Below are 12,090 nucleotides of genomic sequence, written 5' to 3' on the forward strand. Positions count from 1 at the left end.
TTTCCCGCCTGGAGGCGGGAAACACCCATGCGCGATGCGCAGCGAGCCGTGAAGGTTCACCCAGGCCGTATGGGGCGCCTTGGGGTGTCGCCCCATCCGGCGCGCCTTTTTTGCCTACTTTTTTGGCAAGACAAAAAAGTAGGTCGCCGCGCCGCAGGCGTGGTGAAACTGCAGTTGAAGTTGACGTTGACGTTGCAGTTGCCCTTGACGTTAAGCCATTGCAACAGCAGTTGCAGCCACCCCTCCCAAAAAACTCACTTCCTCACCAACCTCAACTTAGTAATCTCCGACGGCGCCCCAAACCGCTTGGGCGGCCCCCAATACCCGGTCCCCCTGCTCACATACACCCACATCGCCTCATGCCGGTTCAACCCGGCGGTATAAGGCTGCTGCATCGGCACGAACAGGTTCCAGGGCCAGAACTGGCCGCCATGCGTATGTCCGGAGAGTTGCAGGTCGAAGCCCGCGGTGGATGCAGCCGGCGCCGTGCGCGGCTGGTGCGCCAGCAGCACGCGCGCGGCTACTACCGCCGGGGCGCCGTGCAGCGCGCGCGCCGGGTCGCTGCGATGGCTCTCGTCGAAACGGTGGGCGGAAAAATCGGTCACGCCTGCCAGTACCAGCGCTTCCTCCTCCTCCCCGATCACCACATGCTCGTTCATCAGCACGCGCAGGCCTAGTCCGCGCAGCTCCGTGATCCACGGCTCGGCGCCAACGTAATACTCATGGTTGCCGGTGACAAAGTAGGTGCCATGGCGGGCCTTCAGGTTGCCTAGCGGGGCCGTGTGCCGGGACAGCTCGCGCACGGTGCCGTCGACCAGGTCGCCGGTGATGGCGATGGCGTCGGGGGCCAGCCCGTTGACGCGGGCGACGATGCGCTCCAGGTAGGCGCGCTTGATGGTGGGGCCAACGTGGATGTCGCTGATCTGCACGATGGTGAAGTCGTGCAGCGAGTCAGGCAGGCCGGCGATGGGGACTTCCACCTCGACCACCTGCGCCAGCCGCCGCGCATTGAAGAGTCCCACCAGTGTGACCAGCAGCGCCAGCACCGGCACTGCGGCAGCGGTGCCGGGCAGCAGCCATGCCGGGTGCCAGCCGGCCATCGCGCTCACCAGCAGCACGACCTCGCGCGCCAGCGTCAGTATCAGCAAGGAGGAGAAAAAACCCATGGCCAGCATGCCCACCCAGGTCAGCGCATCGGACCAGGGCTGGTCCAGGCGCCGCGCCAGCAGGCCTGCGGGGATCAGCGGCCACGATAGCGCCAGCCACGCTACAGCCAGCGCCTTGATGGCGAAGGATACCGGCATGTCGGGTAACAGGCGCAGCCCGATATAGCCGTGCAGCAGGCCAACCACGAGGGCGGCGACGAAAACCGTGGTGCGAGGGGGCATGCCACCTCCAGGGTGTGGGAGTCGATGCCGTACGTGAGGTCCCCGGCCGCCGGATTCAAGGGGCGCAAGCTGTGCCCGAAAGCACTTAAATCGCTTGCAAGAAAGATTGAATTGTTCGCATCACCTCTTCTGGGTTTTATTTGCGTGACCCGTTGCGCATGCTTGCGGCAGCCGCCGCGGGTGCAGATGACTGCGGGAGGGCGGCAAATGAATCAGCAGGGTCAGCTTGCTGGCCACGGTGTCCACGCTCACGCCGGCGCGCGCTACGAGGGCGGCTACGCCAGCTACCTCGAAGTCACCACCGCGCAGGAAATGCTGTTCGATGCGCAGCTCGCTGCCATTCAGGCTCCGCGCGCTGACCAGTTAGCGCCGCGCACGCCAAACGCCGTCACCACGCCGTAAGCGGTGATGCCCAGCGCCACGCCCAGGAAGTGCCCGTCCAGGCCCATGCCCGCGACGTTCGCCAGCAGCCAGCCGCCGCCGGCGGCCAGCGCGATGCGCGAGATGCCGGCCGCGATCGGCCAGCCCATGCGGCCCGCGCCCATCGACGCGAAATACAGCGCCATGCCCAGCCCGAAGCCGCCGAAGGCCGGCGCGACCCAGGACAGCGCGCGCGCTGCGATGCTCGCCACTTCGGCATCCTTGGTGAAGAACCCGGCAAAGGCATCCGGCGCCAGTCCCACCACCGCACCCACCGCGCCGGCCACCGCCAGCGCCATCAGCGCGCCAGCCCAAGCCGTACGGCGTGCGGTGGCCCAGTCGCCGGCGCCGACTGCTCGCCCCACCAGCGCGGTTAGCGCGGAGCCCACGCCGAACGCCAGCGGGATCATCAGGAACTCCAGGCGCGCGGAGATGCCGTACGCCGCCACCGCGGCGGTGCCATAGTGGCGCAGCTCGGTGGTCACCAGGATCGTGGACAGGTTGGCCACCGAGGCCAGCGCGCAGGCCACCAGCCCCACCGACAGGATGCGCTTGAACAGCGCGCGTGATGGACGGATGCGCAGCATCGGCACGAATCCCGCGCCGCCCCGCAGCACCACCCAGGCCATGGCCAGCGCCGCCGCCCACGATACCGCCGCCAGTGACGCGCCGATGCCGGCCAGGCCCATGCCTGCCGGCTCGGCCAGCGTCCAGGCCAGCACCGGGAAGACGATCCACATCAGCGAGAGCACCCGCGCCGCCAGCGCATGGCGGCCACCGCCGCGCAGCACCGATGCCAGCGTGTTGGCCAGCCAGGCCGGCACCGCGCCGCCGCCGAACAGCCAGATCGCATACGTGGCGGCCGCGTCTGCCGCGGTCTGCCCTGCCACCGCGCCCAGGACGGCGCGCGGGAAGCCGGCCATCGCCACGGCAAATGCCAGCCCCGCCGTGAGCGCGATGATGAGCGCATGCAGCACCAGCGATGAGGCCTCCTCGCGCTTGTTCGCGCCCAGCGCGCGGGCGATGGCCGCCACCACGCCACCGCCCATGGCGCCGGTGGACATCTGCTGCAGCAGCAAGGCAAACGGCAGCACTACCGCCCAGCCCGCCAGCGCCGCCGTGCCCTGGCGCGCCGCCAGCCAGGTCTCGATCAGTTGCGCGCCCGCCTGCAGGAAGGCGATCAGGCTGGTGGGCGCGGCCAGTTGCAGGATGCGGCGCATCAGTTCGCGCATCAGCGGGTGCGTGGGAGTGGCAATGGGTGCGGCCGTGGCTGGCGCTATCGCGGCTGCGGCCATGGGATTGGCTTGCGGCTCATTCATGGCTGGATTCCGTTTCGTCTGCCGGTTGCTCGTGCGCGGCTTGCAGGGCGGCAGCGGCGCCAAAGCGCCGCCGCAAATAGCTGCCAGCGCCGGGGCCTGGCGCCACGCGCAGGTCGTCCAGCGTCAGCGGACTGCCGTCCGGGCGGGCCAGCGCCGGCGCGGCGATTTCCGCGCCGGTGTGCTTGTCCTGCAGCAAGGTGAGCGGGCCGCGCTCGTCGGTCATCCAACGGTCGGCCCAGGCCTTCAGCGCTACGAAGGCGGGGAAGAAATCGCGGCCTTTTTCTGTGAGGTGGTAGGCATGCCGCGCACTGTCAGGCGCCGGCACGCGCTCCAGCATGCCGTGTTCCACCAGCGTCTTCAGGCGCGCGCTGAGGATGTTGGGCGCGATGCCCAGGTGGCGCTGGAATTCATCAAAGCGGGTGCTGCCGTAGAACGCCTCGCGCAGCAAAAGAATGGCCCAGCGCTCGCCCAGCACCGCCATCGAGCGGGCAATCGGGCAGGGCATGCTGGCAAAGTCGGTATGTCCCATGGTCTCCTCTCGCGCGGCTTGCAGGGTTGGCTCGGGTTTTTACTATCGTTTTGCAAGCCAAAGGGTTCGGCGCATCTTAACTTGCAATTTGAAAGTTTGCTGGCGAGCCGCACGCAGTGTGCGCGGTACGCGCGGGACCCGCGCCTAGGCAGATTACGGCGTGCACAAAGCGGTACCGCCCGGGGCGCTGAAGACATCCAGCGCCGGAATCCGCTCGCGCAGGAAGTCGATCAAGGTGCGCGTGGCCATCGACGGATGCAGGTTGGGCGTGGTGATGATGTAGAGCCGGCTGCCCAATCCTTCCGGTTTCCAGTCGGTCAGCACCGGCACCAGGCGGCCTTCGCGCACATCGTCCCAGCCGGCGTAGACGGGCAGCAGGCCCACGCCGTGGCCGTCGCGTACCGCGCGCATCAGGAAGGGGAAATGCTCGGACTGCAGGTGCGGGCTCAGTTCCACCTCTTCGCGCTGCTCGCCGCGGTTGAGCGTGAGCATGAAGCGCCGGGCGGGATAGGGCGGGCACAGGAACGGGCAGCGCGCCAGGTCGGCCGGGGTTTGCAGCGGGCCGTGGCGCGCCAGGTAGCCGGGCGAGGCGCAGAGCTGCCAGTCGATGGCGCAGATGTCTCGCGCTACGTGGTCCAGCGGCGGCTGCGAAGTCACCTTGAGCGCCACGTCGATCTCCGCGGCGATCAGGTCCACCACGCGGTTGGCAAAGAACACGCGCAGCGAGATGCCGGGATGCTGCCCGGTGAATTCCAGCAGCAGCGGGGCGAGGAAGGTGTCGCCCAGCCCGGTCGGCACGCTCACGCGCACGTGGCCGCGCAGGGTGGTGCCCAGGCTGTCGATCTCCGCCTGGGCGGACGCCACCTCCTGCAGGATGCGCAGCCCGTGCTGGTAAAGCGCGCGGCCCGCCTCGGTCAGCTCCAGCCGGCGCGTGGTACGGCGCAGCAACTGCGCGCCAGCCTGGTGCTCCAGTTCGCGCAGCTGGCGGCTGACCTGCGAGCGCGTGACGCCGCGCCGCCGCCCCGCCTCGGACAAATTGCCGGCTTCGACGATATCGACGAAGGCCTGGATCAGGTTGAGGTCCATCCGGGATTCCATGGAGAATTGTCGCGTATGGCGCAACATTGTGAGTCGCTGCGAGGGAATTGTCGATGCGAGGAGCCGAGGCTACAGTGACCATGCCCTGCTGGATCGCCAAGGCGGGGCCAGGCGGGCGAGACGCCGCCCTGAAACAAGCAGGAGACACCATGTTCAAGAACGATCTTTTCGCCGGTCAGCGCGTGCTGATCACCGGTGGCGGCACCGGGCTGGGCCTGATCATGGCCGAGCGCCTGGCGGGGCTGGGGGCGGAGCTGCACCTGTGCGGGCGCCGGCTGGCGGTGCTGGACGAGGCCGCCGAGATGCTGCGCCACCAGCATGGCGCCAAGGTCGTGACGCACGCGGTGGACATCCGCGACGCGGCTGCCGTCGACGCCATGATCGAGACCATCTGGACCCGGCACGGCCCGCTCGATTGCCTGGTCAACAACGCTGCAGGCAACTTCATCAGCCGCACCGAGGATCTGTCGCCCAACGGCTTTCACGCCATCTCCGACATCGTCTTCCGCGGTACCTTCTACACCACGCAGGCCGTGGGCAAGCGCTGGATCCGCGACGGCCACCCCGGCTCGGTCCTGTCCATCGTCGTGACCTGGGTCTGGACCGGTTCGCCTTTCGTGGTGCCGTCCGCCATGTCCAAGGCGGGCGTGGATGCCATGACCAAGTCGCTGGCCGTGGAGTGGGGCCGCCACGGCATCCGCTGCAACGCCATCGCGCCGGGGGTGATCCCCACCGAAGGCGCGGGCTCGCGCCTGCGTCCGCAGGATGCGCAGCAAGACGCGATGAGCGGCCAGAACCCCACGGGCCGCATCGGCCAGCCGCAGGATATCGGCAACCTGGCCGCCTTCCTGCTGGCCCGCGACAACGCGTGGATCAACGGACAGACCATTGCGCTGGATGGCGGCGATTACCTTGCCAACGGCGCTTATTTCAAGCAGTACCTGGATTGGGGCGATGCCGAATGGCAAGCCGCGCGCGAACGCATCGCGGCCACGAACGCCGCCGATCGTGCGGGGCGCACCGTCAACGCACCGACCCCGACCCGCTCTACCACCAAGCCTAGCCAGGCTGGAGACAACTGATGGCCGCTGACCTCCTGTTTGAAGACATCCACCGTACCGGCGCCGAACTGATCGAGCGCGGCGCGCGCCTGGCCGGCGGGCTGCGCGCGCTCGGCCTGGGCGAAGGCGACGTGGTCGCGGTGCTGCTGCGCAATGACCCGGTCTTTGCCGATATCGTGCATGCCTGCCGCACGGCCGGTACTTACTACTGCCCGATCAACTGGCACTTCACCGCGGAAGAAATCCGCTTCCTGCTGACCGATAGCGGTGCCCGGGCCTTGATCGTCAGCGCCGACCTGCTGGACAGCGTGCGCGCCGTGGTGCCCGAAGGTGTACAGGTGCTGGCGGTGGCGGCGCCCGGCAAGGACAGCCCCGCTGGTGCGACCGGCTACGAAAGCTGGCTCGCCGTGCAGCGGCCCTACGACGGCCCGCGGGTCGCGCCGCGCGGCCACATGGCCTACACCTCCGGCACCACCGGCCGCCCCAAGGGCGTGCTGCGCGCCGCGCCGCCGCTGGCCATGCTGGACGAGCAGCTCGCGCGCATGCGCTCGGTGGTGGCGCAGACCATGGGCATCGTGCAGGGCACGCGCGCGTTGATGGCCGCGCCGCTGTACCACAGCGCGCCGGGCGTGTTCATCCAGAATGCGCTGCAGCTTGGGGAGCGCCTGGTGCTGTGCGCGCGCTTCGATCCGGAGCAGGTGCTGGCGCTGGTAGAGAAGCACCGCATCGACGTGCTCTACCTGGTGCCGATCATGTATGTGCGCATGCTCAAGGTGCCGCCCGAAGTGCGTGCCCGTTATGACTTGTCCTCGCTGCGTTTTGTCGCCTCGACCGGAGCGCCGTGCGCGCCCGAGGTCAAGCGCGCCATGCTGGACTGGTTCGGCCCGGTGATCCACGAAACCTATGCTTCAAGCGAGGCCGGCATGATTACCGTGGCCACGCCGGCCGACGCCGTGGCCAAGCCCGGCACGGCGGGGCGCCCGGTTGACCAGGGCGAGGTGCGCATCCTGGATGAGCAGGGCGTTGCGTGCGCCCCCGGGGAGATTGGCCTGGTCTATGTGCGCCAGCCTGCCTACCCGGACTTCACTTATCGCAACAACGAGGCAGCCCGCCGCGCCATCGACCGCGACGGCCTGGTCAGCCTGGGCGACATGGGCTACCTGGACGCCGACGGCTACCTCTTCATCTGCGACCGCGCCTCCGACATGGTGATCTCCGGCGGCGTGAACATCTACCCGGCCGAGATCGAGCACGAACTGGTGCGCTATCCCGGCGTGGCCGACTGCGTGGTGTTCGGCGTACCCGACGACGAATACGGCGAGCGGCTGCTGGCCATGGTGCAACCGGTGGCGGACGCCACGCTGGAAGAGGGTGCCATCATCGAATGGCTGCGCCAGCGCCTGTCCGGCTTCAAGGTGCCGCGCACCATCGTGGTGGAGGCGCTGCTGCCGCGCGACGATACCGGCAAGCTGGCCAAGCGCCGTCTGCGCGACAAGTACTGGGAAGGGCGCACGCGGCGCGTTTGAGCCGCACCGGGCACCGAATGCCGGATGCCGAGTACCGAGTACCGAACACCAGACGTCAAAAAACGCCAAGGAGACTACGCAATGCATAGCTGGAAAACCGGATGGCGCGCCTGGGCCGGCGCCGCCGTCTTCGCCTGTTCGCAACTGGCCGCTGCCGCCTATCCCGATCGCCCCATCAAGCTGGTGGTGCCCTATACGCCGGGCGGCTCCACCGACCAGTTCGGGCGCGGGCTGGCCGATGGCATGAGCCGCGTGCTCAAGCAGACGGTGGTGGTGGAGAACCGCCCTGGCGCCGCCACCATGATCGGCACGCAAAGCGTGGCGCGCGCACCCGCCGATGGCTACACCATGGTGCTGGCCACCAACGGCAGCATGGTGCTCAACCCGATGCTCTACAAGAAGATCGCCTACGATCCGCCGCGCGATTTCCGGATCTTCACCGTTGGTGCGGAGGCGCCGCTGGTGGTGGTGACCAACAGCCAGGTGCCGGCGACCAATATCCGCGAGTTCGCTGCCTATGCCAAGGCCAGCGGCGGCAAGCTCAACTACGCCTCGGTCGGCCTGGGCAACGCGCTGCAGCTCGCTACCGAAATGCTCAAGACCGAACTCGGGATCTCGGTCACCCATGTGCCGTACAACGGCAGCGCGCCGGCACTATCGGCGCTGCTCGCCAACGATGTGCAACTGATGGTGGATGTGGTCAGCACCTCGCTGCCCCACATCAAGGGCGGCAAGCTGCGCGCGCTGGCGGTGACCGGCCGTACCCGGCTGGACGTGCTGCCCAACGTGCCGACCGTGGCCGAAAGCGGCTATCCCGACTTCCAGGCGGCAACCTGGTTCGGGCTCGCCGTGCCGGCGCAGACACCGCCGGACGTGGTGGAAAAGCTGCAGGCCGCGGCCGCGCAGGTCCTCAAGGATCCGCATTTCCGGGCGACCTTCAGCGCACTGGGACTGGTGATCCAGCCGCCGCGCACCCAGGCCGAGATCGACCGCTACGTGGAGGCGGATCGCGAGCATTGGGGCAAGGTCATCCGCGCCAACAACATCAGCCTGGACTGAGCCAGGGGCCTCTGGCGCGCACTTTGTGCGCGGCATGCCCGGCGGCGATCGGCGTATAGTTCCATCACGCCGTGATGAATCAGGCCCTCGGGCTTGTCACGGCGTTTCTTCGCCCACGCCTGCCGCTCCATGAACGACGTTACGCCAGATCGCAGCCAAGCTCCCGAGCCGTCCAATCCTGACGACGTTTCCGGGCTGGCCTCCGACGACAACCAGCTGCGCGCGCTGCGCCGCCGCGCCCGCATGGCCGCGGGCCGCAAGTCGCGCCAGATGTGGCGTATCTCCCGCACCACGCTACGCTACGCCGTCTTCATGTGCGGCGCCGGCTGCGTGGCGCTGTTCTCCCTGATCTTCGCCTGGATTGCCGAGGTGGCCCTGCGCTGGAACGCGCACCTGACAGCAGCCACGCCCTGGCTGGCCTTTGTGCTGCTGCCGTTCGGGCTGGCCGCGCTGCGCTGGCTCACCATCCGCCTGGCGCCGCAGGCGCGCGGCAGCGGCATCCCGCAGGTGATCGCCGCATTCGGCCTGCCCCCGGCCGGGCCGGCGCAGACCCTGCTGGTGTCGTTCCGCCAGTCAATGTGGAAAGTGCTGCTGACCACTGGCGGGCTGCTGGCGGGCGCCTCCATCGGCCGCGAAGGGCCATCGGTGCAGGTTGGCGCCGCGGCCATGCTCGCCTGGGGACGCTGGTGCCACGAGAAGCTGCGCTTTCGCATCGGCTTTCATCCCAACGCGCTGATCGCCGCTGGCGCTGCCGGGGGCCTGGCCGCCGCCTTCAATACGCCGCTGGCGGGCGTGGTGTTCGCCATCGAGGAACTCGGCCGCGGCACCGCCGTGCGCTGGGACCGGCTGGTGCTGTCAGGCGTGCTGACAGCAGGCTTTCTCTCGCTGGCGATGCTTGGCAACAATCCCTATTTCAGCGTCAAGACGCCGATCCTTGCGCTGCACGATGCCTGGGGGCCGGTACTGCTGTGCGCCCTGGTCAACGGCGTGCTGGGCGGCCTGTTTGCCAAGCTGCTCAGCGGCGGCGTGCCCGCGCTGATGCCGGCACGGCTGCGCGCCTGGCCATCGCAGCATCCCGTACAGGTGGCGTTCGTGTGCGGCCTGGTGGCCGCGGCGATCGGCTGGTCCACCGGGGGCGCCACCTTCGGCACCGGCTACGAGCAGGCCGCCGGCCTGATCAATGGCGAGCCGCACGCCACGCTGTGGTTCGGCCTGGCCAAGCTGGCGGCGACCGTGGTGTCGTATTTCGCCGGCATTCCCGGCGGCATCTTTACGCCATCGCTGGCCATCGGCGCCGGCATCGGCGCCAATGTGGCGGATTGGGTCGGCCACCTCTTCGGCGCCATGGCCGAGCCACGCGTGCTGGCGCTGGTGTCGATGGCCGCCTTCCTGGCCGCCGCCACCCAGGCGCCCATCACCGCCAGCGTGATCGTGATGGAGATGACGCGCTCGCAGGACCTCACCTTGTTCCTGCTGGCTTCGTCGCTGCTGGCCTCGTTCCTGGCACGCCAGTTCTGCCCGCACCCGTTCTATCACCACGTGGGCCACGCTTTCCGGCGCGAGGCGCTTGCAGCTACGCGGAAAGTGGCCCCCACCACATAAGCAGAGGCTGTGGCCATGGTGCCCGGTGCCGCTTTGTCTTACCATGGGCGGCGCCCGGGCCATGCACCCGGCGCTGTGTACCGGCGGCACATGAGGATCCGCGCCGGCACGACGAACCGGGGAGCACAGATGGCCACAAAACGACCGCCGGGCAGTGACGGCGCACCGCGCCCGCAGCCGCAGTCGCAGAGCCCGCGCAAGCCGCAGGGCAAGGAAAGCACTACGTTGCGCGACCTCGGGCCAGACACCGTCTGGCACGCGCGTGGCCTGCATGGCCATGCCCGCCAGCGCGCGCCGCTGCCGTCGTCGGCGCGCTCGCCGCGGCGGCAGTTACCGCCCAGCCGGGTGCCGCGCCTGCTGCTGTGGGGCTTGCTGCTGATGGTATTGGCGGTGCTGGCCAGCGCGGTGATGAATATGATGCATTAACCCCCCGGCAGTGTGCCTGCATGCCATCTTGTGGCGGGTGGCAGGAACCACGCGTGCAGGGGGCGCTCCAACCCGGAGCTTATCTCAGGAGTCTGGATGAAATACCCCCTCGCCGGGCTGGCCGTTGCCAGCCTGCTGCTGGTTTCACCTTGGGCCGGCGCCGCTCCCAAGGATGGCGTCGCCGACAAACTGGCGCCGATGCTGGGTAGCCTGGAGATCGGCAGCCCGCTGCCCACGCTGCCCGATTGCGCCGACAAGCGCACCCCAGACGGACGTGACGTGACCGCCCTGTGCGTCGAAGTGCGTGGCGATGGCGTGATGCGCCAGGTTGGCGTGCCGCGCGACAAGCGGCCCGCCTTCATGGACGGACCCCACGTGGTGGCCTTTGTCGACGGTAATGCGCTGGTTGGCGTGATCGTGCCGACCGATGGCGTGCGCTCCGAGAAAGACGCGGTGGACAGCCTTACCGCGCGCTACGGCAAGCCCTTTCGTTCCGAGCAGGTGAAGATGAAGGACAAGGCCGGCCAGCCCGTCACCAGTGCGCACGCCGGCTGGATGAAAAAGCCGCTGACCGTGGAGCTCTACGCCATTCCGGAGGATCCCAATACCGGCACCATCGAACTGCTGCTGCCCCAGGCCCGCGTGCTGATGGCCAACCAGGACAACGCGATGGCGCAACAGCTCAACCCCAAGGCGGCGTCCGCCCCGCAAGCTGCCCCCGGCGGCAAGGCCGCGGAGAAGAAGGGCAAGGAAGGCAGCTGGTAGTGCTTGTGGCTATGCGGCGCTGCGCGCGCCGCAAAGCCCCTCAAAGCCCCTCAAAGCCCTTCCATCACCTTGTCCAGCCCGCGTACCAGCCCGGTCAAGGCATGCACCTTGCGGATTGCCAGCAGGGCGCCCGAGACATAGGGCTTGGAGCCGTCGCCGGACTCATGCTTCAGATGCAGGCGCTGCCCGTCGGCGCCGAAGATCACCTCCACGCCCAACTGATAGCCCGGCAGGCGCACGGCGTGCACCTGGCTGCCGGACATCGTTGCGCCACGTGTCTCCTTCGGGCCCTTGACCTGGTCGATGGGCACCGCCTGCCTGGCCTCGCGGACCTGTCCCAGCCGATACGCCAGCTCGCGCACGGTGCCGGAGGGCACGTCGATCTTGCCGGCCTTGGCGTAGTCGATGATTTCCCAGTGCTCCAGGTGGCGCGCGGCCATCTCGGCGAACTTCTGCAGCAGCACCACGGTGATGGCAAAGTTGCCGCAGGCCAGCACGCCGCGCCGGGCCTGGCGCGCGGCGGCATCGATCTCGGCATAGTCCTCGTCGGATAGCCCGGAGGTGCCCACCACCACGTGCGCGCCCTTGGCCAGCGCTTGCAGGATGTTGCGCTTGGCAATGTCCGGCTTGGTGTATTCCACATAGACGTCGAACGCGCCCTGCGCCAGCTCGTCGATGCTGGCCACCGCCACGCCCGGCGTGCCCTTGTGCGCGGTCAGTGCCGCCAGGGCCTGGCCGGCCGCGCCGCGCGACAGCCCGGCCACCAGTGTCATGTCGTCCGCGTGCGCCACGCCGCGCGCCAGTTCGCCGCCGGCCCAGCCGGTCACGCCGCCCACGGCGACTCGAATGCGATTGCTCATCGTCTTGCTCTCCTGATCGGGATGGTCTTCGGGGTGC

The 12,090-nt window shown here is 68.6% G+C and carries 12 protein-coding genes; 7 read left to right on the forward strand and 5 right to left on the reverse strand.

The genetic code is table 11. The annotated features are described in order from the left end of the window. Window positions 1-254: 254 nt before the first annotated feature. Window positions 255-1,388, reverse strand: a complete 1,134-nt coding sequence (locus AC1RWI_RS24305) for a metallophosphoesterase (RefSeq protein WP_043350068.1) — start codon at window positions 1,386-1,388, stop codon at window positions 255-257. A 207-nt stretch (window positions 1,389-1,595) separates the two neighbouring features. Here AC1RWI_RS24305 and AC1RWI_RS24310 point away from each other — a divergent pair, with 207 nt between their 5' ends. After that, entirely contained in the window at window positions 1,596-1,790 is a 195-nt protein-coding gene (locus tag AC1RWI_RS24310) for a hypothetical protein (protein WP_082054935.1), read from the forward strand. On the opposite strand, the gene AC1RWI_RS24315 is transcribed toward AC1RWI_RS24310, so the two are convergent. The 3 genes from AC1RWI_RS24315 to AC1RWI_RS24325 form a co-directional block, all read right to left on the reverse strand. After that, window positions 1,730-3,127, reverse strand: a complete 1,398-nt coding sequence (locus AC1RWI_RS24315) for an MATE family efflux transporter (protein ID WP_043350067.1) — start codon at window positions 3,125-3,127, stop codon at window positions 1,730-1,732. The genes AC1RWI_RS24310 and AC1RWI_RS24315 overlap by 61 nt on opposite strands. After that, complete coding sequence (locus AC1RWI_RS24320) at window positions 3,120-3,656, reverse strand: winged helix-turn-helix transcriptional regulator (RefSeq protein WP_043350064.1); 537 nt, start codon at window positions 3,654-3,656, stop codon at window positions 3,120-3,122. Before AC1RWI_RS24320 ends, AC1RWI_RS24315 begins: the two co-directional genes overlap by 8 nt. A gap of 153 nt (window positions 3,657-3,809) precedes the next feature. After that, window positions 3,810-4,742 (reverse strand): LysR family transcriptional regulator, encoded by a 933-nt coding sequence (locus tag AC1RWI_RS24325; protein ID WP_043350061.1) that lies wholly within the window; start codon window positions 4,740-4,742, stop codon window positions 3,810-3,812. A 161-nt stretch (window positions 4,743-4,903) separates the two neighbouring features. Between AC1RWI_RS24325 and AC1RWI_RS24330 the strand changes: the two genes are divergently transcribed. From AC1RWI_RS24330 to AC1RWI_RS24355, 6 genes are all read left to right on the forward strand, one after another. Beyond that, window positions 4,904-5,836 carry an SDR family oxidoreductase gene (locus AC1RWI_RS24330; RefSeq protein ID WP_492869261.1) on the forward strand — a complete coding sequence of 311 codons (933 nt, stop codon included), beginning with the start codon at window positions 4,904-4,906 and terminating at the stop codon, window positions 5,834-5,836. Continuing rightward, the gene (locus tag AC1RWI_RS24335) at window positions 5,836-7,341 is read left to right on the forward strand and encodes an acyl-CoA synthetase (protein ID WP_043350056.1); all 1,506 of its coding nucleotides are present in this window, start codon (window positions 5,836-5,838) and stop codon (window positions 7,339-7,341) included. Before AC1RWI_RS24330 ends, AC1RWI_RS24335 begins: the two co-directional genes overlap by 1 nt. Before the next feature lie 81 nt (window positions 7,342-7,422). Next, window positions 7,423-8,400, forward strand: a complete 978-nt coding sequence (locus AC1RWI_RS24340; protein ID WP_492869263.1) for a Bug family tripartite tricarboxylate transporter substrate binding protein — start codon at window positions 7,423-7,425, stop codon at window positions 8,398-8,400. Window positions 8,401-8,529: 129 nt separating this feature from the next. Next, on the forward strand, window positions 8,530-10,002 hold the full coding sequence (locus AC1RWI_RS24345) for a chloride channel protein (RefSeq protein WP_492869265.1): 1,473 nt from the start codon (window positions 8,530-8,532) through the stop codon (window positions 10,000-10,002). 129 nt (window positions 10,003-10,131) lie between these two features. Further along, on the forward strand, window positions 10,132-10,428 hold the full coding sequence (locus AC1RWI_RS24350) for a hypothetical protein (protein WP_043350048.1): 297 nt from the start codon (window positions 10,132-10,134) through the stop codon (window positions 10,426-10,428). Window positions 10,429-10,524: 96 nt separating this feature from the next. Beyond that, window positions 10,525-11,193, forward strand: a complete 669-nt coding sequence (locus AC1RWI_RS24355) for a hypothetical protein (RefSeq protein ID WP_043350046.1) — start codon at window positions 10,525-10,527, stop codon at window positions 11,191-11,193. Window positions 11,194-11,243: 50 nt separating this feature from the next. Here the strand turns inward: AC1RWI_RS24355 and dapB are convergent, their stop codons facing one another. Further along, window positions 11,244-12,053, reverse strand: a complete 810-nt coding sequence (gene dapB, locus AC1RWI_RS24360) for a 4-hydroxy-tetrahydrodipicolinate reductase (RefSeq protein ID WP_043350043.1) — start codon at window positions 12,051-12,053, stop codon at window positions 11,244-11,246. Window positions 12,054-12,090: the final 37 nt, after the last annotated feature.

Source organism: Cupriavidus sp. MPR-AND1C, from assembly GCF_058809705.1.

Bases quoted from the DNA above. Each gene is read 5' to 3' on its own strand.
- AC1RWI_RS24305 (WP_043350068.1), bottom strand. From the start codon at position 1,388: ATGCCCCCTCGCACCACGGTTTTCGTCGCCGCCCTCGTGGTTGGCCTG.
- AC1RWI_RS24310 (WP_082054935.1), top strand. From the start codon at position 1,596: ATGAATCAGCAGGGTCAGCTTGCTGGCCACGGTGTCCACGCTCACGCC.
- AC1RWI_RS24315 (WP_043350067.1), bottom strand. From the start codon at position 3,127: ATGAATGAGCCGCAAGCCAATCCCATGGCCGCAGCCGCGATAGCGCCA.
- AC1RWI_RS24320 (WP_043350064.1), bottom strand. From the start codon at position 3,656: ATGGGACATACCGACTTTGCCAGCATGCCCTGCCCGATTGCCCGCTCG.
- AC1RWI_RS24325 (WP_043350061.1), bottom strand. From the start codon at position 4,742: ATGGACCTCAACCTGATCCAGGCCTTCGTCGATATCGTCGAAGCCGGC.
- AC1RWI_RS24330 (WP_492869261.1), top strand. From the start codon at position 4,904: ATGTTCAAGAACGATCTTTTCGCCGGTCAGCGCGTGCTGATCACCGGT.
- AC1RWI_RS24335 (WP_043350056.1), top strand. From the start codon at position 5,836: ATGGCCGCTGACCTCCTGTTTGAAGACATCCACCGTACCGGCGCCGAA.
- AC1RWI_RS24340 (WP_492869263.1), top strand. From the start codon at position 7,423: ATGCATAGCTGGAAAACCGGATGGCGCGCCTGGGCCGGCGCCGCCGTC.
- AC1RWI_RS24345 (WP_492869265.1), top strand. From the start codon at position 8,530: ATGAACGACGTTACGCCAGATCGCAGCCAAGCTCCCGAGCCGTCCAAT.
- AC1RWI_RS24350 (WP_043350048.1), top strand. From the start codon at position 10,132: ATGGCCACAAAACGACCGCCGGGCAGTGACGGCGCACCGCGCCCGCAG.
- AC1RWI_RS24355 (WP_043350046.1), top strand. From the start codon at position 10,525: ATGAAATACCCCCTCGCCGGGCTGGCCGTTGCCAGCCTGCTGCTGGTT.
- dapB (WP_043350043.1), bottom strand. From the start codon at position 12,053: ATGAGCAATCGCATTCGAGTCGCCGTGGGCGGCGTGACCGGCTGGGCC.